The organism is Streptomyces sp. NPDC048182 (assembly GCF_043202555.1).
Lineage (GTDB): Bacteria > Actinomycetota > Actinomycetes > Streptomycetales > Streptomycetaceae > Streptomyces.
On record NZ_JBIDAQ010000009.1, the window covers coordinates 199,249 to 226,094 of the forward strand.

Here is a 26,846-nt window from a genome sequence, read left to right on the forward strand (position 1 = left end):
CTGACCCTCCCCCCGGCGCGCACCCACTGTCAAGTGGGTGGGACGGGGGTCTCATTATGTGAACGCAGGGCGGCACCGCCGAGCACCGTGTACACCCCGGCCGAGCCGACCGTTCCGGCGAACGCCGGTTCGACCGGACCGTGCGGCACCGAGTACCGGCCGATGGCCAGCGCCCGGCGCAGCCGGTACTCGTCCAGCGGCCCGGAGAAGGCGTTGCCCTGGCCGTGGGTGCAGCCCATCGCGCGCAGGGCGACGACCTGCTCGGGCAGGTCGACCCCGTCGGCCACCGAGGTCAGGCCCAGGTCGGTGGCGATGCGCAGCAGCCCGCTGGTGATCTTGTGCAGCCGCGCCGACTCCACGACGCCCTCGACCAGGCCGCGCTCCAGCCGCAGCACGTCGACAGGGAGCCGGCGCAGGGCGGTGATCGCCGCGTAGCCGCTGCCGAAGCCGTCCAGGGCGATGCGGACGCCGGCCCGTCTGAGCGCGTTGAGGCGGCGCTCCAGCTCGTCCAGGGAGACCTTGGGGTCGAGGTCGGCCAGCTCGACGGTGAGGGATCCCGCGGGCAGGCCGTGCCGGGTGAGCAGGGCCTCCACCGAGCCGAGCGGCATGGAGCGGTCCAGGAGGCGGCGGGCGCCGAGCCGGACGGCCACGCTCGCGGGGAGGCCGGCCGCCGCGCGCTCGGCGGCGGCCTGGACGGCTTCCTGGAGGACCCACCGGTCCAGCTCGGCGGTCTTGTCGCTGTCCTCGCTGACCCGGAGGAACTCGGCGGGGGTGAAGAGCACCCCCTGGGAGGAGCGCCAGCGCGCGCGGGCGGAGACCGAGGCGACGCGGCCGTCGGTGAGGCAGACCACCGGCTGGTGCAGCAGCGCGAACTCGCCGTCGTGCAGGGCGGCCCGCAGCCGGGTGGCCAGCTCGGCCTTGCGGACCACGTCCTGCTGCATCTGCGGCTTGTACAGCTCCACCCGGCCCTTGCCGGCCGCCTTGGCGCGGTACATCGCCAGGTCGGCATTGCGCAGCAGCTCGCCCGCACCGAGGCCGGGTTCGGCGAAGGCGACGCCGATGGAGGCGTTGACCCGGACGTCGTTGCCGTCGATCAGGTAGGGCTGGGAGAGGGTGAGGCGGAGCCGGTCGGCGAGGTCCAGGATGACCCGCTCGCGGGCGGTCCGGTCCCGGGAGCCGTCGCCTGCGATCAGGGCCGCGAACTCGTCGCCGCCGAGCCGGGAGGCGGTGTCGCCCTTGCGGACGGCGTCGGCGAGCCGGCGGGCGGCCTGGACGAGGAGTTCGTCGCCGGCCTGGTGGCCGATGGTGTCGTTGACCGCCTTGAAGCCGTCCAGGTCGATGAAGAGGACGGCCGTGCCGCGCAGCGCGGCGCCCCGCTCGGTGCTGCGGCGCCCGGAGAGGGCCTGCTGGACGCGCCGGGTGAACAGGGCGCGGTTGGGCAGGTCGGTGAGCGGGTCGTGCTCCGCGTTGTGCTGGAGCTGGGCCTGGAGGCGGACGCGTTCGGTGACGTCGCGGCTGTTGAAGATGAGGCCGCCGTGGTGGCGGTTGACGGTGGACTCGACGTTGAGCCAGCCCGCCCCGCCGCCTCCCGCGCCGCCTCCCGGGCCGCCGGAGCGGAAGCGGCACTCGATGCGGGTGGTCGGCTCCTCGGCGGGGTCGGCGGTGAGGAAGCGGCGCACCTCGTGCACCACGCAGCCGAGGTCCTCCGGGTGGATCAGGCCGGCCAGTTCGCTGCCGACCAGGTCCTCGGCGGGGCGGCCGTAGACGCCGGCGGCGGCCGGGGAGACGTAGCGCAGCACGCCGTTGGGGGCGGCGATCATGATGACGTCGCTGGAACCCTGGACCAGGGAGCGGAAGTGGTTCTCCTTCTGGGCCAGTTCCTGGGTGAGGGTGATGTTGTCGAGCAGCATGATGCCCTGGCGGACGACGAGGGCGAGCACCACGGTGCCGCCGGTCAGCAGGACCACGCGGTCGACGCTGCGGCCGTGCAGCACGTTGTAGAGGATGCCCAGGGTGCAGACGGCGGCGGCCAGATAGGGCGTGAGCGCGGCCAGGGAGCCGGCGATGGGCCGGGCGGTGGGATAGCGGCCCCGGTCGGCGCCGGGCAGCGGGGTGGTCGCGGGGCCCTGCGGGGCGGTGGGGGCGGCAGCGGTCGCGGGGGCGGGCGGCGGGTGGCCGGGGCCGCGCTGGCCCGGGACATGCTCGTGCACCACGAGGGTGTGCCCGCCGGGCGCCTCCTCGTCGCCCGGGCGCGCGTACCGCACGGCCGCCCAGGGGGCGTAGGCGAGGAGCAGGGAGCCGGCGAACCAGCCGGCGTCGAGCAACTGGCCCGAGTGGTAGTTGTTGTGCAGCAGCGGCGAGGTGAACAGGGCGTCGCACATCACCGTCAGGGCGAGCGCGCCGATGGCCGTGTTGACCGCGGAGCGCCCCATCGGCGAGCGCCGGAAGTGCAGCGCGAGGACCATGCTGACCAGGGCGATGTCCAAGAGCGGATACGCCACCGACAGCGCGCCGTGCGTCACGCTGGAGCCGTCGGCCTTGGCGGCCTGGGCGAGCGCGAGGCTCCAGGCCAGGGTGACCAGCGAGCCGCCGATCAGCCAGGCGTCCAGGGCGAGGCAGATCCAGCCGGCCTTGGTGACCGGCCGCTTGGCGAGGACCAGGAGGCCGACGATGGCGGGCGGGGCGAAGCAGAGGAAGAACACGTCCGCGTAGCTGGGGCTGGGCACCGGCTCGCGCAGCACGACCTCGTACCACCCCCAGACCAGGTTGCCGAGGGCCGCCATCGCCGAGGAGAGCGCGAAGAGCAGCCAGGCGGGTCGAAAGCGGACCCTGCGGGTGCGGGCGTAGGCGAAGCAGGAGACGGCGGCGGCGCCGGCGGCGGCGCTCAGCCCGAAGTCGCCCATGATGTTGGCGACCTGGTCGGAGCCCCAGCCGAGTGCGGAACCCACCCCGTACCCGGCGCAGACCAGGGCCAGCACGAGCTGGCGGACCAGGGCGGGCGGGCCCGCGGCGGCCGGGGCGCGGGGCACCGGCGGTCCGGGCGCGGGCCGGCCGCGCAGCGCGCCGTCCAGGGTGGGGGCGGGGGCCGGCGGGCTCACCGGGACCTCGCCGTGCGCCGGCACATCGCCGTGCGCCAGGACCCCGTCGTGCGCCAGGGTCGCCGGCGGCGGCTCCGCCGCGTCGGGTCGTTCGTCCATTGGCCGTGCATCGCCCGTCGCCCCCCATCACCGTCTGAGTACGTCTGTGTCGTCCCGCCGTCTGAGTACGTCCGTGTCGCGCCCCCGGCGCCGTACCCGTGCGCGGCGCGTTTCCTGTCGGACGATACACCAGACTCGTCACGCAGGGACATAGCTTCTCTACGCTCCGTGACGACCAGCGGATATGCGGATACCCACCGCATCGGGAGAGCTGCGGAGGGTGCCGGAACGGGCTCTAGGCGCCCGTCGTCAGGATCACATTGCGCAGGTCCTCGCCACGGGTGAAACGGCCCAACTGGTCCACCAGGAGCCGCTCGGCGCGGGGTCGGAACGCGGACGTGGGGCCGCCGACGTGCGGGCTGACCAGCACGCCGGGCGCCTGCCACAACGGGTGGCCGGGCGGGAGGGGTTCGGGGTCGGTGACGTCGAGGGCGGCGGTGAGCCGGCCGCTCGTCAGCTCGGCGAGCAGGGCGTCGGTGTCGACCACGGGGCCGCGCGAGACGTTGACCAGGAGCGCGCCGTCCTTCATGCGGGCCAGGAAGGCGGCGTCGGCCAGGTGCCGGGTGCTCGCGTCGAGCGGGGTGGAGAGCACGACGACGTCCGCCTCGGGGAGCAGCGCGGGGAGTTCGCCGAGCGGGTGCACGGGACCGCGCTCCGTGGTGCGCGCGGAGCGCGCGACGCGCGTGACCGGCGCGACCTCGAACGGCACGAGCCGGTCCTCGATCGCGGCGCCGATGGAGCCGTAGCCGACGATCAGCACGGAGCGGTCGGCGAGCGCGGGCCGGAAGCCGCCGCGCCACTCGCCCCGGTCCTGGCCCCGCACGAAGTCGGGCACGCCGCGCAGCGAGGCGAGGATCAGGGTGAGGGCCAGCTCGGCGGTGCTGGCCTCGTGCACGCCGCGGGCGTTGCACAGCCGGACCCCGGCCGGCAGGTCGCCGAGGCTCTGCTCGACGTTGTCGACGCCCGCGGTGAGGGTCTGGACGACCTGGAGGGAGGTCATCCGGGGCAGCGGGCGGACGGCGAGGCCGGCCGGCTTCATGTACGGGACGACGTAGAAGGCGCAGTCGGCCGGGTCGGCGGGGTAGTCGTCGGCGCCGTCCCAGAACCGGTAGGCGGGGCCCTCGGGGAGGCCCGCGACCTCGTCCGGCGGGAGGGGCAGCCACACGTCATAAGTCATGGTCGGAGGCTATGTCAGAGGCTCGCGGGAGCATTGGTTAGGTTGGTCGCCCGACGAGGGAGGGTCAGGGCAGGTGGAGCGCAGGACGATCGGCGCGGCGGGGCTCGCGGTGGGGGCCGTCGGACTGGGGTGCATGCCGATGAGCTGGGCCTACAGCGCCTCGCGGCAGCGGGGGGACGAGTCGCTGCGGGCGGTGCACCGGGCCCTCGACCTCGGGGTGTCCCTGCTCGACACCGCCGACATGTACGGCCCGTTCACCAACGAACTGCTGCTCGGCCGGGCCCTGAAGGAGCGGCGCGCGGACGCCTTCGTGTCGACCAAGGTCGGGCTGCTCGCCGGGGACCAGCACATCGTGGCCAACGGCCGCCCCGGGTATGTGCGCCGGGCCTGCGACGCCTCGCTGCGGCGGCTCCAGACCGACGTCATCGACCTGTGGCAGCTGCACCGGGCCGACCCCGAGATACCCGTCGAGGAGACGTGGGGGGCGATGGCGGAGCTGGTGCGGGCCGGGAAGGTCCGGGCGCTGGGGCTGTGCGCGATGGGCCCGCGGCCGGCCCGGCGGTCGGGGACGCGGCCGTACGAGGACACGATCCGTCGCCTGGAGCGGGTGCAGCAGGTCTTCCCGGTGAGCGCGGTCCAGGCCGAGCTGTCGGTGTGGGCGCCCGAGGCGCTGCGGGCGCTGCTGCCCTGGTGCGAGGCGCGGGGCATCGGCCTGCTCGCCGCGATGCCGCTCGGCAGCGGCTTCCTGACCGGCACCCTCACGCCCGGGCAGGGCTTCGAACCGGAGGACCTGCGCGCCCGGCACCCCCGCTTCACGGCCGAGATGATGGCCGCGAACCAGCCGGTGGTGGCCGGGCTCCGCCGCGTCGCGGCCCGCCACGGGGACGAGGTCACGCCGGCCCAGGTGGCTCTGGCGTGGGTGCTGGCCCAGGGGCGGCAGGTGATCCCGGTGCCGGGGACCAAGCGGGAGCGCTGGGTGAGCGAGAACGCCGCGGCGACGTCCCTGGGCCTGACCGACGGGGACCTCGCGGAGCTGAGCGGGTTGCCTGCGGCTCGGGAGTCGTGGGACTGAGGGGCGGACAGGCCCCCTGTTTCACCCGATCGGTTCGGGTCGGCGGGAGCGGGAACTCGGCACGGGTCGGCGGAGTATCAACAAGGGAGACCGCCGCTGCGAAGGGAAGATCATCGTGCAACGTCGAGCCGTACCGGCCGTGTTGGCCGCCGCCCTGCTGCTGACGGCCGGCTGTTCCGGCGGGGGCGGTGACGACGAGCCCGGGAAGGCCGGGGCGTCCGGGAGCCGGACGACGGCCGCCTCGCAGGCGCCGTCCTCCTCGGCCGCCGCGACCCCGCCCGCGAAGGGCACGGCGACGGTGACGCGGACCGTCGCGAAGGGACTGAAGAGCCCCTGGGGGCTCGCCCCGCTGCCCGACGGCGGGCTGCTGGTCGGGTCGCGCGACGAGGGCACGATCTCCCGGGTCGACGAGAAGACCGGCCGCGCCACCGAGCTGGGCGAGGTGTCCGGGGTGTCGCCGGCCGGCGAGGGCGGGCTGCTCGGGCTCGCGCTCTCCCCCGACTACGCCTCCGACCACCTGGTCTACGCCTACTTCACCTCCGCCTCCGACAACCGCATCGTGCGCCTGCGCTACGACCCCGACCGGCCGGCCGGCGAGCAGCTCGGCGCCCCGGACACGGTGTTCCGCGGCATCCCCAAGGGCATGATCCACAACGGCGGCCGGATCGCCTTCGGCCCGGACAAGCTGCTCTACGCGGGCACCGGCGAGAGCGGCGAGCGGGGCCTGGCCCAGGACCGCAAGTCCCTCGGCGGCAAGATCCTGCGTCTGACCCCGGACGGGGATCCGGCGCCGGGCAATCCGTTCCCCGACTCCCCCGTCTACTCCTACGGCCACCGCAACGTGCAGGGCCTGGCCTGGGACGACAAGCAGCGGCTGTTCGCCGCCGAGTTCGGCCAGGACACCTGGGACGAGCTGAACGCGATCAAGCCCGGCGGCAACTACGGTTGGCCGGAGGCCGAGGGCAAGGGCGGCGGAGGCGACTTCCAGGACCCCGTCGCCCAGTGGCACACCGACCAGGCGTCCCCCAGCGGCGTCGCCTACGCCGAGGGGTCGATGTGGATGGCCGGCCTGCGCGGCGAGCGGCTGTGGCGGATCCCGCTGAACGGCACGGCGGCCTCGGCCGACCCGCAGTCCTTCCTGGCGGGCGAGTACGGCCGGCTGCGCTCGGTCGTCGCGGCCGGCGACGACCGGCTCTGGGTCACCACCAGCAACACGGACGGGCGGGGCGACCCGAAGAGCGGTGACGACCGGATCCTGGAGGTGAAGGTCAGCTAGCCGCGCCCTCCGCGAACAGGCCGAGGCGGTGGGCCAGGGCCGCCGCCTCGCCGCGGCCCGCGACGCCCAGCTTGGCCAGGATGTTCGAGACGTGGACGCTGGCCGTCTTGGGCGAGATGAACAGCTCCCCGGCTATCTGCCGGTTGGTGCGGCCGGCCGAGACCAGGCGCAGCACGTCGCGCTCCCGGCTGGTGAGGCCGAGGCCGCCCGCCGGGTCGGCGGTGACGGCGGCCGGCTCCGCCGGGGCGTGGCCGAGGGTGAGCCGGGCCCGCTGGGCGAGCCGGGTCACCGCCTCGGCCAGCGGGCGGGCGCCGAGGTGGCCGGCGACGGTGTGCGCGAGGCGGAGCAGCTCGGTGGCGCGGGCGCGCTCGTCGTCGCCGCCGGTCGCGAGCAGCGCGTCGGCCAGCCGGTGCCGGACCCGGGCCAGGTCGTAGGGCCGCTCCAGGCGCTCGAAGGCAGTGACCGCCTCCGACCAGGTGTGCGGGGTGTCCAGGCCCTCGGCGCGGCGCAGTTCGGCCCGTACCCACAGCTCGTGGGCGAGCCAGACGGGGGCGCCGGTGGTCAGCGACTTGACCGCCCCGGCCAGCAGGGCGAGCGTCTCGGCGCGGCCCTCCTCGGCGTCCGGCAGCCCCCGCGCGTCGGCCTCGGCCTCGGCGGCGGCCAGCAGCAGGGGCCAGCCGTAGCGCTGGGTGCCGGGCGGGAAGCCGGTGTCCAGGGCGGCGCGCAGGGCGTCGCGGGCGGCGTCGAGGCGGCCCTCGGCGGCGGCGACGCCGATCTCCAGCGCGCCGAGCGGCAGCCGCTGCTGGGGCATCGGGTCGTGGGCGCCGTAGGCGGCGCGGGCCTCGGCGAGCAGCCGGCCGGCCTCGGCGTCGTCGCCCCGGGCGAGGGCGACGACGGCGCGCTTGAGGCAGGCCCCGCCGCGCGGGGAGGCGCTGCGGCCGGGCGCTCCGGAGACGAGCGCGGCCTCGACCGCCTCGTCCCAGCGGCCCAGCGAGATGAGCGACTCGGAGAGGTTGCCCCACACCCAGGCCTCGGACTCCAGGAGCCCCATCCGCCGGGTGACGCCGATCCCCTCGCGGAGGATGCCGACCGCCTCCTCGGAGCGGCCGAGGCCCTCCAGGGTCGAGGGCAGGTTGACGTGCGCGCGGGCCGCCAGGGCCGGCCGGCCCGGTCCCGCCACCCGTTCCTTGACCTGGTACAGCTCCGCGAGCCCCGCCTCGACGTGGCCGGCGTCGACCATCAGGCCGCCCAGGGTGAGCCGGGCGTTCAGCTCGATGTCCTCGGCGCCCACCATGCGCGCGTACTCCACGGCGCGCTCGGCGGCGACGACGGCGTCCGGACCCGGGCTGTGCAGCATGGACCAGTTGGCCGACATGGCCAGCACCTCGGCGTGCACCGCCGACGGGGGGAGGCCGCGCACGAGTTCCTGCGCGATGCCCAGCTCGCGCCAGCCGTCGCCGCGGCCCTGCGACTGCACCAGCAGGGAGCGCTGGGTCCAGAACCAGGCGGCCCGCTGGGGGTCCTTGTGGCGCCCGCCCGGGCCGCCGTCGGGGCCGGGCTCCCCCTCGCCCTCCAGCAGGCGCAGCGCCCGCTTGGTGATCTTCATGGCCCGCTCGCGCTCCCCGCACAGCCGCCCGGCGACGGCGGCCTCCGCCATCAGGTCCAGATAGCGCAGGGGCGTGGTGGCGGGGTCGCAGCCGCAGGGCGGGTAGACCTCGGTGTGGTCGACGGGGCGCAGTGCGGCGCGCACGTCGTCGGGGGCGGTGTCCCACAGCTCCATGGCCCGCTCCAGGAGCCCGAGTTGCTCGGCGTAGGCGTGCCGGCGGCGGGCCTCCACGGAGGCGTCGAGGACGGCGGGCAGCGCCCTGGCCGGGTCGTGCGCGTGGTACCAGTAGCTGGCCAGGCGCATCACGCGCTCGGCGGCGGGCACCAGCGTCGGGTCGGCGTCCAGGGCCTCGGCGTAGCGGCGGTTGAGGCGGGAGCGCTCGCCGGGCAGCAGGTCGTCGGCGACGGCCTCGCGGACCAGGGAGTGGCGGAAGCGGTAGCCGTCGCCGTCGGGCGCGGGGAGCAGCAGGTTGGCGCCGACGGCGGCGCGCAGCGCCTCGATCAGGTCGTCCTCGGAGAGCCGGGCGACGGCGGCGAGCAGCCGGTGCTCGACGGTGGAGCCGCCCTCGGCGACGATCCGGGCGACCGTCTGGGCGCGCTCGGGCAGCGCCTCGACGCGGACCAGGAGCAGGTCGCGCAGCGAGTCGCTGAGGCCCGCGCAGCAGCCGCCGCGGGACGCGACGGCGAGTTCCTCTACGAAGAAGGCGTTGCCGTCGGAGCGTTCGAAGATGTCGTCGATCTCGCCGGGCTCGGGCTCCCGGTCGAGGATGCCGGCCACCTGGCGGCAGACCTCGTCGCGGGTGAAGCGGCCTATCTCGAGGCGGCGGACGGTGCGCAGCCGGTCGAGTTCGGCGAGCAGGGGGCGCAGCGGGTGGCGGCGGTGGATGTCGTCGGAGCGGTAGGTCGCCAGGACGACGAGGCGGCCGGTGCGCAGGGTGCGGAAGAGGTAGGCGATCAGGTGGCGGGTGGAGGCGTCCGCCCAGTGCAGGTCCTCCAGGGCGAGGACCACGGTGTGCCGGGCGGCGACGCGCTCCAGGAGGCGGGCGGTCAGCTCGAAGAGGCGGGCGGTGCTCTCCTCGTCGGGCCGGCCCGGGCCGGTGCGCGGGGCGTGCTCGGCGAGGTCGGGCAGGAGGCGGGCCAGCTCCTCCTCCTGGCCGGCGGCGGCTTCCGCAAGCTCGTCGGGGAGTTCGCGGCGCAGGGCGCGCAGGGCGGTGGAGAAGGGCGCGAAGGGCAGCCCGTCGGCGCCGATCTCCACGCAGCCGCCGAGCGCGACGACGGCGCCCCGGCTTCGGGCGGCGGCGGCGAACTCCTCGACGAGGCGGGTCTTGCCGACCCCGGCCTCGCCGCCGAGCAGCATCGCCTGCGGCTCCCCCGCCGGGCCGGCGGCCCCGACGGCGCCGCCGCCCGTGGCGCGGGCGAGCGCGTCGTGCAGCGTGTCCAGTTCGCCGGCGCGGCCGATGAACACGGGACTGACGGACCTGGTCTCCATTCGGCCGAGCATCGCACGCCGGTCGGACAACGCGGCAGGGGTTTTCACCGGCGGCGCGGTGATCGGTGCGGGGCCCGGGGCGAGCGCGGGCCCCGACGTGAGCGGGGGGACGGCCGTGTGACCGTCCCCCCGTCCCCCGATCCCCCGTCTCCCGGCCGTCATGCGGGCCGGGCGACCCGGTGCCGCCGGAGGCGGGAGCTATGGCTCTCGGTCTCCGCGGTGCGCTCGGCGGCTTCGCGGCGGGCGGCCCGCCGGGCGCGGACGGCCTCGCGGGCCAGGCGCTCCTCGTCGGCCCGGCGGATCAGTTCGGCGGTGCGGACCTGCTGGAGTTCGAACTCGTACATGGTGTGTCCCTCGGTCGTTTCCGGTGTCGGTATCGCTTGCTGCGATGCCTCTACTTTCGTCTCCGTGGGGGGTCCGCCACATCGGGTAAGTGCCGCATCTTCCGGCGTGACGAGGGCCTTAGACGCGTCTGAGGGGTCTTAGGACGCGCGCCGGCGGAGCGGCGGCGGCCTAAGACCCCTCAGGCGAAGGGGGCTGCGGGGCGGGATCAGCCCGTGGCGGGCAGGCCCAGCAGGACGTCGGTGTACTTCAGGACGGCCAGGAGCAGGCCGATCACGCCGAGCGCGACGCCCGCCCAGGAGACCGACTTGATCCACGCGGCCTGCGGCCGGCCGGGCGCCCCGAAGGCGGGCCGGGCCAGCACGACGACGCCGACGACCAGGGCGAGCAGGGCGAAGAGGCCGGCCCACAGGGCGGTGGCGTGCCAGGCGTCGCCGTAGCCCTTCTCGATCATGGTGGCGACCTTGGAGGACTGGGAGGTCTCCAGCTGGCCGACGAGCGACTGGCGGGCCGAGGCCACGGTGCCGATCCAGCCGCCGGTCAGCGAGACCAGGCCGAGGGCGGCGGAGACGACCGCGCCCGCGCCCTGCCCGACACCGCTCGGGCCGGCCGGCCGCGCGGCGTCCTCGGTGGCCTCAGCGGCCTCGGCGGTCCCGTCCGCCGTGGGTTCCGTCGCGACGGTCTCGTCCGTCGCCGTCCGGTCCGTCGTCTCCTCGTCGTGCCGCAGGCCGTTCTCGTCCACTGTCTTCGTTCCCATGTCTCGCACCGTACGGACGCTGTCTGAGAAGTTGCTTAATGATCGTCGGGGGCCGCGCGCCACTCGGGGGCGAGCAGCGAGAAGACGTCGGCGGACTGGCGCACGCCCCGGTGCGGGAAGACCTCGCGCAGGACGCCCTCGTGGGTGAAGCCCAGGCGCCGGGCGGCCTTGCCGCTGGGGATGTTCTCGGGTGCCGCGTGCCACTCCACGCGGTGCATGCCGCGCTGGTGGAACGCCCAGTCGATCAGCACCCGGCAGCCGCGGGTGACCAGGCCGCGGCCGGTGCCGGCCGGCTCCAGCCAGCAGCCGATCTCGCAGACGCCGGTGGCGGCGTCGAAGGCCGGGAAGAGCACCCCGCCGACCAGCGTGCCGTCCAGCCACAGCCCGTGCAGGGAGCCGGTGTCGGCGGCGCGCCGGTCGGCCCAGGTGCGCAGCAGGTCGCGGGCGGAGTCGGCGTCGACGGCCTTGCTGCCGAAGGGGACGTACCGGTTGACGAAGTCCCGGCCGCGCTCCAGGTGGGCGAGGAACTCCTCGGCGTGCCAGACCTCCAGGGGGCGCAGCTCGGCGCCGTCGTCACCCAGTCGTATCGCGTACATCGCTCGGCCGTTCCTCCCTCGCGAGCCCGTCCGCCACGTCGGCGGCCGGGCCGGCGGCCAGCCTCTCATGGGCGGCGCGGCACTCGGGCGGTTCGATGCTGATCCGGGGCAGGGCCGCGTCCAGGCGGCGCGGCAGCCACCAGTTGGCACGGCCGAGCAGGTGCATCAGGGCCGGCACCAGGAGGGTGCGCAGCACGAACGCGTCCAGGGCGACGGCGGCGGCGAGCGCGATGCCGAACATGGCGATGACCCGGTCGCCGCTGAGCACGAAGGCGAGGAACACCGAGATCATGATGACCGCGGCCGAGTTGATCACCCGGCTGGTCTCGGCGAGCCCGACCCGCACGGCCCGCCGGTTGTCGCCGGTCTCCAGCCACTCCTCGTACATCCGGCTGACCAGGAAGACCTGGTAGTCCATGGAGAGCCCGAAGAGCACCGAGACCATGATCACCGGCAGGAACGGCTCGATGGGCCCCGCGCTGCCCAGGCCGAGCAGGTCGCTGCCCCAGCCCCACTGGAAGACGGCGACGACGATCCCGAAGGACGCGGCCACCGCGAAGACGTTCATCGCGGCGGCCTTGAGCGGGATGCCGACCGAGCGGAAGGCCAGCAGGAGCAGCAGGCAGCCCAGGCCCACCACCACGCCGACGAAGAGCGGCAGCTTGCCGACGATGACCCCGGCGAAGTCGTCGTGCCCGGCCGTCACCCCGCCCACGTGCACGTCGAGCGAGGTGCCGGCCTCGGCGCGCGGCAGCGCCTCGGTGCGCAGCCGGTGGACCAGGTCGCTGGTGGCCTCGGACTGGGGCGCCGACTCGGGGACGACGGCCAGGTAGCCCGCGTCGCCGCCGGCGTCGTAGGTCACCGGGGTGACCGAGGAGACGCCCTCGGTGGTGCGCAGGGTGGCGCCCAGGCCGTCCAGGGCGAGCCGGTCCTCGGCGTCGCGGACCTTGGTGACCAGGGTGAGCGGGCCGTTGACGCCGGGTCCGAAGCCCTCGGCGAGCAGCTCGTAGGCCGCGCGGGTGGTGCTGCCGCGCGGGTCGTTGCCCTGGTCGGAGGTGCCCAGGCGCAGCGACAGGGTGGGCAGCGCGAGGACGGTGACGACGGCCAGGGCGAGGGCGCCGAGCAGCTTCGGGCGGCGCTCCACGAGGGCCGACCAGCGGGCGGCGAACCCGGTGGGCAGCTCGGGGCGCGGCCCGTGCGCGGCGAGCCGGCGCCGTTCGCCCCGGGTCAGGGCGCGCGGGCCGATGTACGCCAGCAGGGCGGGCAGCAGCGTGACGGAGGCGGCGACGGTGAGGACGACGGTCAGCGAGGCCGCGACGGCGACGCCGTTCAGGAAGCTGAGCCGCAGGATGAGCATGCCGAGCAGGGCGATGCACACCGTCGCACCCGCGAAGACGACGGCCCGCCCGGTGGTGGCGACGGCCCGCTCGGCGGCCTCGGGGACGGTGAGGCCCTGCTTCAGGCCGCGCCGGTGCCGGGTGACGATGAACAGGGCGTAGTCGATGCCGACGCCGAGCCCGATGAGGGTGCCCAGCATCGGCGCGAAGTCGGCGACGGTCATGGCGTGGCCGAGCAGGGTGATGCCGGCGTAGGCGGTGCCGACGGAGACCAGCGCGGTGGCGATGGGCAGCAGCGAGGCGGCCAGGGAGCCGAAGGCGAGGAACAGCACGACGGCGGCCACGCTCACCCCGACGACCTCGGCGAGGTGGCCGCCGGGCGCCTGGGTGAGGGCGACGGCGCCGCCGCCCAGCTCGACGCGGAGGCCGTCGCCCGCGGCGGCCTCGGCCGTGCGGACCACGGCCCGCGCCTCGGCGGGATCGACGTCCGGTGTCTCGGCGGCGAAGGTGACGACGGCGTAGGCGGTGCGGGAGTCCTCGCTGATCAGCTCGGAGTCGGGTTCGTCGTACGGGCCGGTGACCGAGGCGACGCCGGGCAGGTCCGCGATGCTGTCCAGGGCGCGGGTCATGGTCTGCTCGACGTCCGGGGCGCGGACGGTGCCCTCGGTGGTGCGCCAGACGACCGTGTCGGCGTCGCCGCGCAGGCCGGGGAAGCCGGTCGCCAGGAGCCGGGCGGCGCGGTCGGAGCCGGTGTCGGGGACGCCGTAGTCGTTGGAGTAGGCGGAGCCGGCGAGGGCGGCGGCGGTGGCCGTGCCACCGAGGGCGAGGAGCCAGAGCAGGACGACGACGAGACGGCGTGCGACACACCAGCGGGCCAGGGCTGCCACCAACGTGCTCCCGGTGTCTGTTTGTGGGTTGTTTGGTGCTGCGCAGACACTCTTGCAGGCAAAGGTGATCGTTTGCGGGATTCGTGTGCCGCTTCACAGCAAAGGGTTCGCAGCAAACAGGTCACGGCACAGAAATCACGGCACAGAAAGAGGGGGCGCGCCGATGCCGGTGCGCCCCCTCCCAGAAGGTGATCAGCCCTCGGAGACCCCGAGCCGCTGGAGGATCAGCTCCTTGACGCGGGCCGCGTCCGCCTGGCCGCGGGTCGCCTTCATGACCGCGCCGACCAGGGCGCCGGCCGCGGCCACCTTGCCGCCGCGGATCTTGTCCGCGATGCCCGGGTTGCCGGCGATGGCCTCGTCCACGGCCGTGGTGAGGGCGCCCTCGTCGGAGACGACCTTCAGGCCGCGCTTGTCTACGACCTCGTCCGGGGTGCCCTCGCCGGCCAGGACGCCCTCGATGACCTGGCGGGCCAGCTTGTCGTTCAGCTCGCCCTTGGCGACCAGCTCGGCGACCCGGGCCACCTGCACCGGCGTGATCGCCAGCTCGTCCAGGGCGGTGCCGGACTCGTTGGCGCTGCGGGCCAGCTCGCCCATCCACCACTTGCGGGCGGCGGCGGCGTCGGCGCCGGCGCCGATGGTGGCGACGATCAGGTCGAGGGCACCGGCGTTGGTGATCGACTGCATGTCGGTGGCCGAGATGCCCCACTCCGCCAGCAGACGGGTGCGGCGGGCCAGCGGCAGCTCCGGCAGCGCGGCGCGGATCCCCTCGACCCACTCGCGGGACGGGGCGACCGGCACCAGGTCCGGCTCCGGGAAGTACCGGTAGTCCTCGGCCTCCTCCTTCACGCGGCCCGAGGTCGTCGACCCGGTGTCCTCGTGGAAGTGGCGGGTCTCCTGGATGATCGTGCCGCCGCCGTCGAGGACGGCCGCGTGCCGCTGGATCTCGAAGCGGGCGGCGCGCTCGACGGAGCGCAGCGAGTTGACGTTCTTCGTCTCGCTGCGGGTGCCGAACTTCTCCCGGCCGTGCGGGCGCAGCGACAGGTTCACGTCGCAGCGCATCTGGCCCATCTCCATGCGGGCGTCGGAGACGCCGAGCGCCCGGATGACCTCGCGCAGCTCGCGGACGTACGCCTTGGCCACCTCGGGGGCGCGCTCGCCGGCGCCCTCGATCGGCTTGGTGACGATCTCGATCAGCGGGATGCCGGCGCGGTTGTAGTCCAGCAGGGAGTGGGACGCGCCGTGGATGCGGCCGGTGGCGCCGCCGACGTGCGTCGACTTGCCGGTGTCCTCCTCCATGTGGGCGCGCTCGATCTCCACGCGGAAGGTCTCGCCGTCCTCCAGCTGCACGTCGAGGTAGCCGTCGAAGGCGATCGGCTCGTCGTACTGGGAGGTCTGGAAGTTCTTCGGCATGTCCGGATAGAAGTAGTTCTTCCGGGCGAAGCGGCACCACTCGGCGATCGAGCAGTTCAGCGCGAGGCCGATCTTGATCGCGGACTCGACGCCGGTCGCGTTGACGACCGGGAGCGCGCCGGGCAGGCCGAGGCAGACGGGGCAGGTCTGGCTGTTCGCACCGGCGCCGAGCGCGGTGGAGCAGCCGCAGAACATCTTCGTCCTGGTGCCGAGTTCGACATGGACCTCGAGGCCCATGACGGGGTCGTACGACGCCAGCGCGTCCTCGTACGACACCAGGTCGGTCGTGGTGGTCACGGTGGGGATTCCCTCTCAGCCCAGCAGGACGTCGTCGTCGCCGAGGCGCTTCAGCTCGCGGTAGAGGATCGCGAGGCCGGTGGCGACGGCGGCGGCGGACACGGCGGCGTCGATCAGGCGGAGCGTGTCGCTCTCGGCGCGGGCCAGCCGGGCCTGCTTGGCGATGCTGACCGCACCGAACGCGGTGGTGGCCATGGACAGGTACAGGCCGGACTTGGACTTCTTGAAGCCCTTGGCCTTCGACAGTGCCTTGCTCACAGCGACGGAGCCTCCTCTAGGAGCGGGTGGCCCCACTGTTCCACGAAGGCGGCCTCGACGGCGGCACCGACCTTGTACAGGCGGTCGTCCTGCATGGCGGGGGCGATGATCTGGAGACCGACCGGCAGGTTGTCCTCCGGCGCGAGGCCGCAGGGCAGCGACATGGCCGCGTTGCCCGCCAGGTTGGTGGGGATGGTGCACAGGTCGGCGAGGTACATCGCCATCGGGTCGTCGGCGCGCTCGCCGATCGGGAAGGCGGTGGTCGGGGTCGTCGGGGAGACGATCACGTCGACCTGCTCGAAGGCCCGCTCGAACTCCTGCTTGATCAGGGTGCGGACCTTCTGCGCGCTGCCGTAGTAGGCGTCGTAGTACCCGCTGGACAGGGCGTACGTGCCCAGCATGATGCGGCGCTTGACCTCGGGGCCGAAGCCGGCCTCGCGGGTCAGGGAGGTGACCTCCTCGGCGGAGTGGCCGCCGTCGTCGCCGGTGCGGCGGCCGTAGCGCAGGCCGTCGAAGCGGGCGAGGTTGGAGGAGCACTCGGAGGGCGCGATCAGGTAGTACGCGGAGAGCGCGAGGTCGAAGGACGGGCAGTCCAGCTCCACGATCTCGGCGCCCAGCTCCTTGAGCAGCGCCACCGACTCGTCGAAGCGCTGCACGACGCCGGCCTGGTAGCCCTCGCCGCGGAACTGCTTGACGACGCCGACGCGCATGCCCTCGACGCTGCCGTTGCGGGCGGCCTCGACGACGGCCGGGACCGGGGCGTCCACCGAGGTGGAGTCCAGCGGGTCGTGGCCGGCGATCACCTCGTGCAGCAGGGCCGCGTCCAGGACCGTGCGGGCGCAGGGGCCGCCCTGGTCGAGGGAGGAGGAGAAGGCCACCATGCCGTAGCGGGACACGCCGCCGTACGTCGGCTTCACGCCGACCGTGCCGGTGACGGCCGCGGGCTGGCGGATGGAGCCGCCGGTGTCGGTGCCGATGGCCAGCGGCGCCTGGAAGGCGGCCAGCGCGGCCGAGGAGCCGCCGCCGGAGCCGCCGGGGATCCGGGTGAGGTCCCAGGGGTTGCCGGTGGGGCCGTAGGCGCTGTTCTCGGTGGAGGAGCCCATCGCGAACTCGTCCATGTTGGTCTTGCCGAGGATGACGACGTCGGCGGCCTTCAGCTTCCGGGTGACCGTGGCGTCGTACGGCGGGATCCAGCCCTCCAGGATCTTCGAGCCGACGGTCGTGGGCACGCCCTCGGTGGTGAAGATGTCCTTCAGCGCGAGAGGCACGCCGGCCAGCGGGCCGAGCTTCTCGCCGCGCTCGCGCTTGGCGTCCACGGCGCGGGCCTGGGCGAGGGCGCCCTCGCGGTCGACGTGCAGGAAGGCGTGCACCTTCTCGTCGACGGCCTCGATGCGGGCGAGGTGGGCCTCGGTGACCTCGACGGCGGTCAGCTCGCCGGAGGCGATCTTCGCGGCGATCTCGGCCGCGGTGAGCTTGATGACGGCGTCGAGCTCGGTGATGGCGTCGCTCATGGCGGTTACTCCTCCCCCAGGATCTGCGGCACCTTGAAACGCTGCTGCTCCTGGGCCGGGGCGCCGGAGAGCGCCTGCTCGGGCGTGAGCGACGGACGGACCTCGTCGGCCCGCATGACGTTCGTCAGCGGGAGCGGGTGCGAGGTCGGCGGTACGTCTTGGTCGGCGACCTCGCTGACGCGGGCGACCGCGCCGATGATGTCGTCCAGCTGTCCCGCGAAGTGCTCGAGCTCTTCGGGCTTCAGCTCCAGACGCGCCAGCCGGGCGAGGTGGGCGACCTCCTCGCGCGTGATGCCAGGCATGCGGCGTTCCTCTGGGGTCGTGAGTGTGTTGGTCCGGGACCAATCCTATGGGTCGCGGCGGCCCACCTGTGCTTCGCCCACCGGGCGGGGGCCTTCCGTCGCACGGCGGCCGCGGGTACGCCGTGGCCGTTCGCGCAGTTCCCCGCGCCCCTGGAGGGTGGGTGGGTGGTGACGCTCGTGGTCGGGTGCAGGTGCGTCGTGGGCATTCGCGCAGTTCCCCGCGCCCCTGGAGGGGTGGGTGGGTGGTGGCGGTCGTGCGCCGGTGCGGGTGCGTTGTGGCTTGGCGCGCAGTTCCCCGCGCCCCTTGGGGACGTGCTGTGGACGCCCTCAGGGGCGCGGGGAACTGCGCGACCAGCCACGACGGGCCGGCACCTGAAAACGATCGGCACCACCATCCCACCCAGGGGCGCGGGGAACTGCGCGAATGCCCACGACGCACCTGCACCTGACGACGGTCGGTACCACCATCCCACCCAAGGGGCGCGGGGAACTGCGCGACCAGCCACGGCGTTCCCGCAGACGCGTACGCGCCCGAGGGGGCCCTCAGATCACGCGGCCCTGGTCGTCCGCGGCAGCGGGCAGCGCCGCTGTGGGGCGTTGCCAGCCTCGGGCGCCTCGGGCGAGGAGCCACGCCGTGGCCTCGTCGGCCGGCATCGCCGCGGCCACCAGCCAGCCCTGGACCGCGTCGCAGCCGAGGTCGCGCAGGCGCTCCCAGGTCTCGTCGTCCTCGACGCCCTCGGCGACGACGAGGAGGCCGAGGGAGTGGGCGAGGTCCACCGTGCAGCGGACGATCGACGCGTCCTCCGCGTCGATCGCGAGCCGGGCCACGAAGGAGCGGTCGATCTTCAGCTCGCTGACCGGGAGCCGGCGCAGGTGGACGAGGGAGGAGTACCCCGTGCCGAAGTCGTCCAGGGACATCTTCACGCCGTGCCCGGTGAGCCCGGCGAGGGTGTCGGCGGCCCGCTGCGGGTCCTCCAGGAGGACGTGCTCGGTGATCTCCAGCTGGAGCGCCCCCGCGGGGACCCCGTGCCGGGCCAGCCGCGCGGCGACCGAGCCGGCGAATCCGGGGGTGTGGACGTCGCGCGGCGAGACGTTCACCGCGACCGGCACGAAGAGCCCCTGCGCGCGCCAGCGGGCGACCTGGGCGAGTGCCGTCTCCAGCACGTACTCGGTGAGGTGGGGCATCAGGCCGGAGGACTCGGCGATCGCTATGAACTCGTCCGGCGGCACCTTGCCCCGCTCCGGGTGCACCCAGCGCACCAGCGCCTCCAGGCCGGCCACCTGGCCGTCGAAGCGGACCTTGGGCTGGTAGTGCAGCTGCACCTCGTGCGCGTCCAGGGCGCGGCGCAGGTCGCCGAGGAGGCCGAGCCGGTCGGGGGTGTTGGAGTCCCGCTTGGACTCGTAGACCTCGACGCCTGTACGGTCCCGCTTCGCCTGGTACATCGCGACGTCCGCCCGGCGCAGCAGGCCCTCCGCGTCGAGGGCGTGGTCCGGGAAGACGGCGACTCCCGCGCTGGCCTCCAGGACGAGGGTGAGCCCGTCCAGGTCCAGCGGGGAGCTGAGCGCGGCGACGAGGCCGCGGGCGATCCGGGTCGCCGACGTGGTCGAGTCGGCGACGGGCAGTAAGACGGCGAACTCGTCGCCGCCCAGACGGGCGGCCTCCGCGCCGCGGGGCAGCGCGAGGCGCAGCCGGTCGGCGGTCTGGAGCAGCAGCCGGTCGCCGGCCAGGTGCCCCAGCGTGTCGTTGACCGACCGGAAGCGGTCGAGGTCGATCAGCATGAGGGCGGAACGGGCGCCGATCCGCTCGGCGTCGTCCAGCGCGGTCCAGGTCCGCTCCAGGAGCCACTGCCGGTTGGGCAGCCCGGTGAGCGGGTCGCGCAGCTGCTCCTCGGCGCGGGCGCGGGCGATCCACAGCGTGGAGTCGAGGGCGATGAGCGGGATGGCGAACAGCGGCAGCAGCAGCGGCTTGGCGACGGCGACCACGCACACCAGCGGGGCGATGCCGAGCAGTGCGACGGCCACCAGGCCCTGGCGGACCAGGGCGGTGCGGGCGACGGTGGGCAGGCCGGCCCGCGGCGCCTGGAGGTACCAGAGCAGGGCGCGGGTGACGGCGAGGTAGGCGACCGCGGCCAGCACCACCTTGGGCAGCGCGGACACCGTCCAGCCGGCCGGGTCCCAGGGCGTCTCCACGGACGGCGCGCTGCCCAGGGCGGCGAGCAGCAGCGCGCCGGCGGCGATGCCGAGGACGTCCACCGCGCCGTGCAGGACGCCCTGCCGCCAGCGGCCCCGGCGGGCGACGCCGACCAGGACCACGACGGTCAGGCTGACCAGGCCGGCCGGCACCCAGCCGTAGAGCAGCAGGACGGCGAGGGTGAGGGCCGCGCCCGAGCCGGTGCCGCCCCACCAGCGGGAGCGGCCCAGCATCACCAGGTGGCCGACGACGATCCCGGTGAGCAGGGCGAGGGACCAGCCGGCGGTGCCCGATGGGAAGAGGGGGTGGCCGCCGGTGAAGGCGTGGTAGAAGCCGGCGCCCAGCACGAAGCCGGCCGCGGCGACGACGGCCGCGGGCAACGCGGGCCAGGACAGCTGCCGTTCGGCGTCGGTGTCGGCGTCGGACAGCCGGCCGCCCATCTGGCTGCCGGACGGCACGGCGGCGCCGGTGTCCGCGGCGGAACGCCGTGCCCCGGCCGGCGCGCTGCCGCGCTGCGCGGGCCACCGGGACTCGTGCCAGGCCCCCGCCAGGCGGCGCAGGCGCAGCCGTGCGGCCGCGGCGGCGCTCTCGGTCGGTTCCATTCCCGTCCCTCTCACAGCCGGCGGTGCGCACACCGCGCGGCCCGACGCCGGACAACCCTCATACGGCTCCGCGGTGGAGAGCCTCCCCCGTCCAGGAACCGGCAGGGGGACGCCCGGCCGCGACGTCGCGGCGGGCGCACATCTCAACAGTAGGCCGCTGAAGGCTGGTAGGGGCAGCGGTCGCCGACGGTTGCCCGAATGCGACCCGGCCACCCGTATGCATCTGGTATGCGCCGTTCGGGGCCCCTTCAACCGCCCTTACTCAGCCGAAAGCGCCACGCCCGCCGCCGCGTCGGGGCCCTGGTCGAGCAGGACGCGGAACCCGTCCTCGTCCAGCACCGGGACCTTGGCCTGCACCGCCTTGTCGTACTTGGAGCCGGGGTTGTCGCCGGCCACGACGAAGGACGTCTTCTTGGACACCGAGCCCGTGACCTTGGCACCTCTGCTCTGCAGGGCGTCCTTGGCCTCGTCCCGGGTGAAGTCCTCCAGGGTTCCGGTGACGACGACGGTCAGCCCCGCCAGCGGGCGCGGCCCCTCGTCGTCGCCGGTCGAGGCGTCCTCCAGCGGGACTCCGGCCGCCTTCCATTTCCGGACGATCTCGCGGTGCCAGTCCTCGGCGAACCACTCCTTGAGGGAGGCGGCGATGATCGGTCCGACGCCCTCGGTGTTCGCCAACTCCTCCTCGCTCGCCTGCTCGATGCGCTCGATCGAGGGGAACTCACGGGCCAGCGCCTGCGCGGCGACCGGCCCGACATGCCGGATGGACAGGCCGTTGAGGAACCGGGCCAGGGGGCGGGACTTGGCCTCCTCGATGCGCTCCAAGAGCGCGAGGGTGTTCTTCTTCGGCTCGCCCTTCTGGTTGGCGAAGACGGTGACGATCTTCTCCTCGCCGGTCTTCGGGTCGCGCTTGGGCAGCCCGCTGTCCGGGTCGAGGACGTACGCCCGGATGGGCAGCAGCTTCTCCACGGTGAGGCCGAAGAGGTCGCCCTCGTCGACCATCGGCGGGTCGGCCGGCTCCAGCGGCTGGGTGAGGGCGGCGGCGGCCACGCCGCCGAAGTGGTCGATGTCCAGGCACTGCCGCCCGGCGAGGTAGGCGACGCGCTCGCGCAACTGGGCCGGGCAGGTGCGGGCGTTGGGGCAGCGGAGGTCGATGTCGCCCTCCTTCATGGCGCGCAGCGGGGTGCCGCACTCGGGGCACTTCGTCGGCATGACGAACTCCCGCTCGCTGCCGTCGCGCAGGTCGGCGACCGGCCCGAGGATCTCCGGGATGACGTCCCCGGCCTTGCGCAGCACCACCGTGTCGCCGATGAGGACGCCCTTGGACTTGACGACCTCCTGGTTGTGCAGGGTGGCGAACTCGACCTCGCTGCCGGCCACGGTGACCGGCTCGACCTGGGCGAAGGGGGTGACCCGGCCGGTCCGGCCGACGCCGACCTTGATGTCGATGAGCTTGGTGTTGACCTCCTCCGGCGCGTACTTGTACGCGATCGCCCAGCGCGGGGCGCGGGCGGTGGAGCCGAGCCGGCCCTGGAGGCGGATCTCGTCCAGCTTGACGACCACGCCGTCGATCTCATGGGCCACGGAGTGGCGGTGCTCGCCGAAGTACCGGATGAACTCGCCGACGCCCGTGAGGTCGTCCACGACCCGGTTGTGCGGGGAGGTGGGCAGGCCCCAGGTGCTCAGCAGGTCGTACGCCTCGGAGAGGCGGGTGATGCCCTGATACCCCTCCAGGGCGCCGATGCCGTGCACCACCATGTGCAGCGGACGCCCCGCGGTGACCCGGGGGTCCTTCTGGCGCAGCGAACCGGCCGCCGCGTTGCGCGGGTTGGCGAACGGCTTGTCGCCGGCCGCGACCAGACGGGCGTTCAGCTCCTCGAACTTCTCCATCGGGAAGAAGACCTCGCCGCGGATCTCCACCAGGTCGGGGACCTTGTCGCCGGTCAGCCGCTCGGGGATGTCGGCGATGGTGCGGACGTTGGGGGTGATGTCCTCGCCGGTGCGGCCGTCACCGCGGGTGGCCGCGCGGACCAGCCGGCCGCGCTCATAGGTGAGGTTGACGGCGAGGCCGTCGACCTTCAGCTCGCACAGCAGGTGGAACTGCTGGGTGCCCAGCTCCTTGTGGAGGCGCTCGACCCAGGCGGCCAGCTCGTCGTCGTTGAACGTGTTGTCCAGCGAGAGCATCCGGGTGCGGTGCGCGACGGCGGTGAACTCCGTCTCGTAGGAACCGGAGACCTTCTGGGTCGGGGAGTCCGGGGTGCGCAGCTCCGGATACTGCTCCTCCAGCTCCTCCAGGGTGCGCAGCAGCCGGTCGAACTCGGCGTCGCTGACGACCGGGGCGTCCCGTACGTAGTACCGGAAGCGGTGCTCCTCGATCTGCTCAGCGAGCTGCACGTGCTTCTCGCGCGCCTCGGCGGGCACGCTCGTCGTCTCCGCCTGCTTGTCGCCGGCCACCGTATGGTCCTCCCGTTACTCTGGGTCGTCCGCGAGGGATCTCGCCGCCCGGACGCAGTGGGCGAGCGCCCGCCGCGCGTACTCGGGGGACGCGCCCGCGAGCCCGCACGCCGGGGTGACCGTGACGGCCTCCGCGAGAAGCTCCGGAGACAGCCCCAGCCTGCGCCACAGCGTCCTGACACCCATGACGCTACCGGCAGGGTCTGACAACGGACCGTCCGTGCCCGGCACGACACCGGCGAACAGCCGGGTGCCGCCTTCCACCGCCTCGCCGAGCACCTCGTCGTCACGCTCGGTGAGCAGGGAGAAGTCGAAGGAGACGCCCGCGACGCCGGCCCGGCGCAGCAGGGCGAACGGCACGTCCGGCGCGCACGAGTGGACCACGACCGGGCCGGTGCCGTGCACCCCGGCGACGTCGCGCAGCGCCGCCTCGACGACCTGGCGGTCCACGGCGCGGTGGGTGCGGTAGCCGCTGGCGCTGCGGATCTGGCCGCGCAGCACGGCGGTGAGCGACGGCTCGTCCAGCTGGAGCACGAGGCGGGCGCCGGGCACCCTTCGGGCGACCTCGGCGAGGTGCTGGCGCAGGCCCTCGGCGAGGGAGGCGGCCAGGTCGCGGCAGGCGCCGGCGTCGGAGAGGACGGCCTCGCCGCCGCGCAGCTCCAGGGCGGCGGCGAGCGTCCAGGGGCCGACGGCCTGGACCTTGAGGGGGCCCTGGTAGCCCTGGGTGAACTCCTCCAGGGCGTCCAGGTCCTCCCCCAGCCAGGACCTGGCCCGCTTGGTGTCCCGGCCCGGGCGGTCGCCGAGGCGCCAGCCGCTGGGCTCCACGCGGGCGTACAGCTCGACCAGCATCCCGGCGGTGCGGCCGATCATGTCGGCGCCGGGGCCGCGGGCGGGGAGCTCGGGCAGGAACGGGAAGTCCTCAAGGCTGCCGACGGCCGCCTTGACGGCCTCCCTGGCGTTCTGCCCGGGCAGGGACCCGATGCCGGTGGCTGCGCCGAAGCGGGGAAGGTCTTGGGCTGGGGTACCGATCTCACTCACACCGGAAGCGTAGTCGGGTGCGAGTGCGTCGTGGCTGGTCGCGCAGTTCCCCGCGCCCCTAGGGCATACAGTCCCGCCCACTCCCCAGCTGCGGGCAGTCGTGCCGCTGGGGCGGCACGGGTGGGCGCTGGGGGTCCCCCCTGCTCGAAGAGCTTGGGGGAGGCACCCCGCCGCGCCGGGCTGCGCCAACGCGCCCCTTCACTGACCAGGGCGGACCGTCAGGTCGTTCACCTCGGCATCCCTGGGCAGGTCCAGGGCCATCAAAAGCGCCGTCGCCACCGACTCCGGGTCGATCCAGCGGCGCGGGTCGTACTCCTTGCCCTCCTGGCGGTGGACCTTCTCCTGCATGGGGCTGGCCGTGCGGCCGGGGTAGACGGACGTGACCCGGACCCCGTTGCCGTGCTCCTCCTGGCGGAGGGAGTCGGCGAGGGCCTTGAGGCCGTGCTTGGAGGCGGCGTACGCGGCCCAGTCGGGCCCGGCGGAGAGGCCCGCGCCGGAGTTGACGAAGACGACGTGCCCCTGGGCGACGCGCAGCTGGGGCAGCAGCAGGCGGGTCAGCTCGGCCGGGGCGATCAGGTTGACGTTCAGCTGGTGGCGCCAGGTCTTGGGGGTGAGGTCGCCGACCGGGCCGAGGTCGACCACGCCGGCGATGTGCAGCAGCGAGTCGACCCGGTCGGGCAGGCTCTGGTGGGACAGCGCCCAGGAGAGCTTGTCGGGGTCGGCGAGGTCGCCGACCAGGGTGCGGGCGCCGGGCAGGCCGGCCGCCAGCTCCTTGGCGCGGCCCGCGTCGCGCGCGTGCAGCACGACGTCGTCGCCGCGCTCGTGCAGCCGGCGGGCGACGGCCGCGCCGATGCCGGAGCCGGCACCGGTGATCACATGAGTAGCCATGCCCGCCATGCTCGCACCCGCCGGCACGCCCTCCGAGGTCAGGCCACGCCCTGGCTCTCCTCCAGGTGGGCGAGCGCGCCGACCGGCTCCTCGGCGAAGAAGACCAGCTCGGTGAGGGGGCGGGGCAGGAAGCCCTCGTCCTCCATGCGGCGGAACTGCTCCTTGAGGCCGTCGTAGAAGCCGGCCGTGTTGAGCAGCACCACCGGCTTGTCGGTGTGCCCGTGCTTCTTCAGCTCCAGGATCTCCGTCGCCTCGTCCAGTGTGCCGGTGCCGCCGACCATGATGACCACGGCGTCGGCCCTCTCCAGGAGCAGCCGCTTGCGCTCGGCGAGGTCCTCGGCGACGACCATCTCGTCCACGCCGTCGCGGGCGGTGGCGGCGAGGAACTTCACCGACACCCCCATGAGCCGCCCGCCGGACTCCTGGACGCCGTCGGCGACGACCTTCATCAGGCCGACGTCCGAGCCGCCCCACACCAGCGTGTGGCCGCCCTTGCCGAGCAGCTCGGCGAACTGCCGGGCGGGGCGGGTGTAGCGGTCGTCGAGGTCGGCGGCGGAGAGGAAGACGCAGATGTTCATGGCTCCCACCGTACGACCCGGTCCGCACGGCCCCGCCTCGCGGGGAAGAAGCGCGCTCCCGGGCACGCTGTACCGACAGAGGCCGACCGCACGAGGAGGACGATCGATCGTGAGCACAGGGCACCAGATCACCGTGGAGCCGAGCGACCGGCACGTGCGCGTGGTGCGCGACGGGCAGGTTCTCGCCGAGAGCGACGAGGCGCTGGTCCTGAAGGAGACCGGCTGCCCCGACCGGTACTACCTACCGCCCATCGACGTGCGCGTGGACCTGCTGACCCCGTCGGCGACCACCACGCACTGCCCCTTCAAGGGCGACGCGTCCTACTGGTCGCTGCCGGACGCGCCGGACGCCGTCTGGGCGTACCCGGACCCGAAGCCGGAGGTGGCCGAGATCAAGGACCACCTCTGCTTCTACGAGGTGGAGGTGGCGTGAGGCGCCCCGCGAGGGACCGCTAGACCGACGCCGTCGCGCGCGTGGTGGACGCGATCGTCGCCGAACCCACCACGCGCGTGCCGTCGTACAGCACGATCGCCTGGCCGGGGGCGACCCCGCGCACCGGCTCGGCGAAGGTGACCGACAGGGCGCCGTCGACGTGCTCGGCGCGCACCTCGGTCTCGCCGCCGTGCGCCCGGAGCTGGGCCGTGTAGGTGCCCGCTCCGGCGGGGGCGGCGCCGCACCAGCGAGGCTTGATCGCGCGCAGCGCGGTGACGTCGAGGGCGGCGGCGGGGCCGACGGTGACCGTGTTGTCGACCGGCGAGATGTCCAGCACGTAGCGCGGCTTGCCGTCGGGCGCCGGGGTGCCGATCCTGAGGCCCTTGCGCTGGCCGATGGTGAAGCCGTACGCGCCCTCGTGGGTGCCGACGCGCTGCCCGGCCTCGTCCAGGATGTCGCCCTCGGCGCGGCCGAGGCGGTTCGCGAGGAAGCCCTGGGTGTCGCCGTCGGCGATGAAGCAGATGTCGTGCGAGTCGGGCTTCTTGGCCACCGCGAGGCCCCGGCGCTCGGCCTCGGCGCGGATCTCGTCCTTGGTGGTCACCGTGTCGCCCAGCGGGAACATGGCGTGCGCCAGCTGGCGGTCGTCCAGGACGCCGAGCACGTACGACTGGTCCTTGGCCATGTCGGAGGCGCGGTGCAGCTCGCGGACGCCGTCCGCGCGAGTGACCACCTGCGCGTAGTGGCCGGTGCAGACCGCGTCGAAGCCCAGCGCCAGGGCCTTGTCGAGCAGCGCGGCGAACTTGATCTTCTCGTTGCAGCGCAGGCACGGGTTCGGGGTGCGCCCGGCCTCGTACTCGGCGACGAAGTCCTCGACGACGTCCTCGCGGAAGCGCTCGGCGAGGTCCCAGACGTAGAACGGGATGCCGATGACGTCGGCGGCGCGGCGGGCGTCCCGGGAGTCCTCGATGGTGCAGCAGCCACGGGCGCCGGTGCGGAAGGACTGCGGGTTGGCGGAGAGCGCCAGGTGGACGCCGGTCACGTCGTGCCCCGCCTCGGCGGCGCGGGCGGCGGCGACGGCGGAGTCGACGCCGCCCGACATGGCGGCGAGGACGCGGAGGGGACGGGTGCGCTGCGGGGAGTCAGTCATAACCC

At 74.2% G+C, this 26,846-nt stretch carries 20 protein-coding genes; 3 read left to right on the plus strand and 17 right to left on the minus strand.

Annotated features, from left to right (window positions below; translation table 11 throughout):
• Nucleotides 1-29 precede the first annotated feature (29 nt).
• On the minus strand, nucleotides 30-3,098 hold the full coding sequence (locus ACGFZL_RS19635; protein WP_393693350.1) for a putative bifunctional diguanylate cyclase/phosphodiesterase: 3,069 nt from the start codon (nucleotides 3,096-3,098) through the stop codon (nucleotides 30-32).
• Between the two features lie 334 nt (nucleotides 3,099-3,432).
• Entirely contained in the window at nucleotides 3,433-4,374 is a 942-nt protein-coding gene (locus ACGFZL_RS19640; protein ID WP_355176275.1) for a 2-hydroxyacid dehydrogenase, read from the minus strand.
• Nucleotides 4,375-4,447: 73 nt separating this feature from the next.
• On the opposite strand from ACGFZL_RS19640, the gene ACGFZL_RS19645 reads away from it, so the two are divergent.
• Nucleotides 4,448-5,446: an aldo/keto reductase gene (locus ACGFZL_RS19645; RefSeq protein ID WP_393693217.1), complete on the plus strand. Its 999-nt coding sequence runs from the start codon at nucleotides 4,448-4,450 to the stop codon at nucleotides 5,444-5,446.
• A gap of 109 nt (nucleotides 5,447-5,555) precedes the next feature.
• On the plus strand, nucleotides 5,556-6,722 hold the full coding sequence (locus tag ACGFZL_RS19650) for a PQQ-dependent sugar dehydrogenase (RefSeq protein WP_393693352.1): 1,167 nt from the start codon (nucleotides 5,556-5,558) through the stop codon (nucleotides 6,720-6,722).
• On the opposite strand, the gene ACGFZL_RS19655 is transcribed toward ACGFZL_RS19650, so the two are convergent.
• The 14 genes from ACGFZL_RS19655 to ACGFZL_RS19720 form a co-directional block, all read right to left on the minus strand.
• The gene (locus tag ACGFZL_RS19655) at nucleotides 6,715-9,828 is read right to left on the minus strand and encodes an AAA family ATPase (RefSeq protein WP_393693219.1); all 3,114 of its coding nucleotides are present in this window, start codon (nucleotides 9,826-9,828) and stop codon (nucleotides 6,715-6,717) included. The genes ACGFZL_RS19650 and ACGFZL_RS19655 overlap by 8 nt on opposite strands.
• A gap of 146 nt (nucleotides 9,829-9,974) precedes the next feature.
• Nucleotides 9,975-10,160, minus strand: a complete 186-nt coding sequence (locus ACGFZL_RS19660; RefSeq protein ID WP_355176272.1) for a hypothetical protein — start codon at nucleotides 10,158-10,160, stop codon at nucleotides 9,975-9,977.
• 206 nt (nucleotides 10,161-10,366) lie between these two features.
• Nucleotides 10,367-10,915, minus strand: coding sequence for a hypothetical protein (locus ACGFZL_RS19665; protein ID WP_393693221.1), 549 nt, complete (start codon nucleotides 10,913-10,915; stop codon nucleotides 10,367-10,369).
• 35 nt (nucleotides 10,916-10,950) lie between these two features.
• Entirely contained in the window at nucleotides 10,951-11,511 is a 561-nt protein-coding gene (locus tag ACGFZL_RS19670) for a GNAT family N-acetyltransferase (protein WP_393693223.1), read from the minus strand.
• Nucleotides 11,489-13,735: an MMPL family transporter gene (locus tag ACGFZL_RS19675; protein WP_393693227.1), complete on the minus strand. Its 2,247-nt coding sequence runs from the start codon at nucleotides 13,733-13,735 to the stop codon at nucleotides 11,489-11,491. Before ACGFZL_RS19675 ends, ACGFZL_RS19670 begins: the two co-directional genes overlap by 23 nt.
• 192 nt (nucleotides 13,736-13,927) lie before the next feature.
• Nucleotides 13,928-15,442 (minus strand): Asp-tRNA(Asn)/Glu-tRNA(Gln) amidotransferase subunit GatB, encoded by a 1,515-nt coding sequence (gene gatB / locus ACGFZL_RS19680; RefSeq protein ID WP_393693229.1) that lies wholly within the window; start codon nucleotides 15,440-15,442, stop codon nucleotides 13,928-13,930.
• A 15-nt stretch (nucleotides 15,443-15,457) separates the two neighbouring features.
• Entirely contained in the window at nucleotides 15,458-15,700 is a 243-nt protein-coding gene (locus tag ACGFZL_RS19685) for a hypothetical protein (protein WP_355176267.1), read from the minus strand.
• Nucleotides 15,697-17,211, minus strand: coding sequence for an Asp-tRNA(Asn)/Glu-tRNA(Gln) amidotransferase subunit GatA (gatA, locus tag ACGFZL_RS19690; RefSeq protein WP_393693232.1), 1,515 nt, complete (start codon nucleotides 17,209-17,211; stop codon nucleotides 15,697-15,699). The genes ACGFZL_RS19685 and gatA overlap by 4 nt, the downstream gene beginning before the upstream one ends.
• A gap of 5 nt (nucleotides 17,212-17,216) precedes the next feature.
• The gene (gatC, locus tag ACGFZL_RS19695) at nucleotides 17,217-17,513 is read right to left on the minus strand and encodes an Asp-tRNA(Asn)/Glu-tRNA(Gln) amidotransferase subunit GatC (RefSeq protein WP_070023066.1); all 297 of its coding nucleotides are present in this window, start codon (nucleotides 17,511-17,513) and stop codon (nucleotides 17,217-17,219) included.
• A gap of 543 nt (nucleotides 17,514-18,056) precedes the next feature.
• Nucleotides 18,057-20,306, minus strand: a complete 2,250-nt coding sequence (locus ACGFZL_RS19700) for a putative bifunctional diguanylate cyclase/phosphodiesterase (protein WP_393693234.1) — start codon at nucleotides 20,304-20,306, stop codon at nucleotides 18,057-18,059.
• A 258-nt stretch (nucleotides 20,307-20,564) separates the two neighbouring features.
• Nucleotides 20,565-22,757, minus strand: coding sequence for an NAD-dependent DNA ligase LigA (gene ligA, locus ACGFZL_RS19705; protein ID WP_355176265.1), 2,193 nt, complete (start codon nucleotides 22,755-22,757; stop codon nucleotides 20,565-20,567).
• Between the two features lie 15 nt (nucleotides 22,758-22,772).
• Complete coding sequence (locus ACGFZL_RS19710; protein ID WP_393693354.1) at nucleotides 22,773-23,786, minus strand: methionine synthase; 1,014 nt, start codon at nucleotides 23,784-23,786, stop codon at nucleotides 22,773-22,775.
• Nucleotides 23,787-23,993: 207 nt separating this feature from the next.
• Nucleotides 23,994-24,683, minus strand: a complete 690-nt coding sequence (locus ACGFZL_RS19715) for an SDR family oxidoreductase (RefSeq protein WP_355175972.1) — start codon at nucleotides 24,681-24,683, stop codon at nucleotides 23,994-23,996.
• 38 nt (nucleotides 24,684-24,721) lie between these two features.
• On the minus strand, nucleotides 24,722-25,261 hold the full coding sequence (locus tag ACGFZL_RS19720; protein WP_355175973.1) for a TIGR00730 family Rossman fold protein: 540 nt from the start codon (nucleotides 25,259-25,261) through the stop codon (nucleotides 24,722-24,724).
• Between the two features lie 109 nt (nucleotides 25,262-25,370).
• Here ACGFZL_RS19720 and ACGFZL_RS19725 point away from each other — a divergent pair, with 109 nt between their 5' ends.
• A complete protein-coding gene (locus ACGFZL_RS19725; protein WP_355175974.1) occupies nucleotides 25,371-25,694 on the plus strand; it encodes a DUF427 domain-containing protein in 324 nt (107 codons plus the stop codon).
• A gap of 19 nt (nucleotides 25,695-25,713) precedes the next feature.
• On the opposite strand, the gene mnmA is transcribed toward ACGFZL_RS19725, so the two are convergent.
• Nucleotides 25,714-26,841 (minus strand): tRNA 2-thiouridine(34) synthase MnmA, encoded by a 1,128-nt coding sequence (gene mnmA, locus ACGFZL_RS19730; RefSeq protein ID WP_393693238.1) that lies wholly within the window; start codon nucleotides 26,839-26,841, stop codon nucleotides 25,714-25,716.
• Nucleotides 26,842-26,846 lie beyond the last annotated feature (5 nt).

What these genes read in the sequence shown, in the direction of transcription:
- ACGFZL_RS19700 (WP_393693234.1), bottom strand. Translation starts at nt 20,306, where the DNA reads ATGGAACCGACCGAGAGCGCCGCCGCGGCCGCACGGCTGCGCCTGCGC.
- ACGFZL_RS19655 (WP_393693219.1), bottom strand. Translation starts at nt 9,828, where the DNA reads ATGCTCGGCCGAATGGAGACCAGGTCCGTCAGTCCCGTGTTCATCGGC.
- ACGFZL_RS19720 (WP_355175973.1), bottom strand. Translation starts at nt 25,261, where the DNA reads ATGAACATCTGCGTCTTCCTCTCCGCCGCCGACCTCGACGACCGCTAC.
- mnmA (WP_393693238.1), bottom strand. Translation starts at nt 26,841, where the DNA reads ATGACTGACTCCCCGCAGCGCACCCGTCCCCTCCGCGTCCTCGCCGCC.
- ACGFZL_RS19670 (WP_393693223.1), bottom strand. Translation starts at nt 11,511, where the DNA reads ATGTACGCGATACGACTGGGTGACGACGGCGCCGAGCTGCGCCCCCTG.
- ACGFZL_RS19665 (WP_393693221.1), bottom strand. Translation starts at nt 10,915, where the DNA reads ATGGGAACGAAGACAGTGGACGAGAACGGCCTGCGGCACGACGAGGAG.
- ACGFZL_RS19640 (WP_355176275.1), bottom strand. Translation starts at nt 4,374, where the DNA reads ATGACTTATGACGTGTGGCTGCCCCTCCCGCCGGACGAGGTCGCGGGC.
- ACGFZL_RS19660 (WP_355176272.1), bottom strand. Translation starts at nt 10,160, where the DNA reads ATGTACGAGTTCGAACTCCAGCAGGTCCGCACCGCCGAACTGATCCGC.
- gatC (WP_070023066.1), bottom strand. Translation starts at nt 17,513, where the DNA reads ATGCCTGGCATCACGCGCGAGGAGGTCGCCCACCTCGCCCGGCTGGCG.
- gatA (WP_393693232.1), bottom strand. Translation starts at nt 17,211, where the DNA reads ATGAGCGACGCCATCACCGAGCTCGACGCCGTCATCAAGCTCACCGCG.
- ACGFZL_RS19715 (WP_355175972.1), bottom strand. Translation starts at nt 24,683, where the DNA reads ATGGCTACTCATGTGATCACCGGTGCCGGCTCCGGCATCGGCGCGGCC.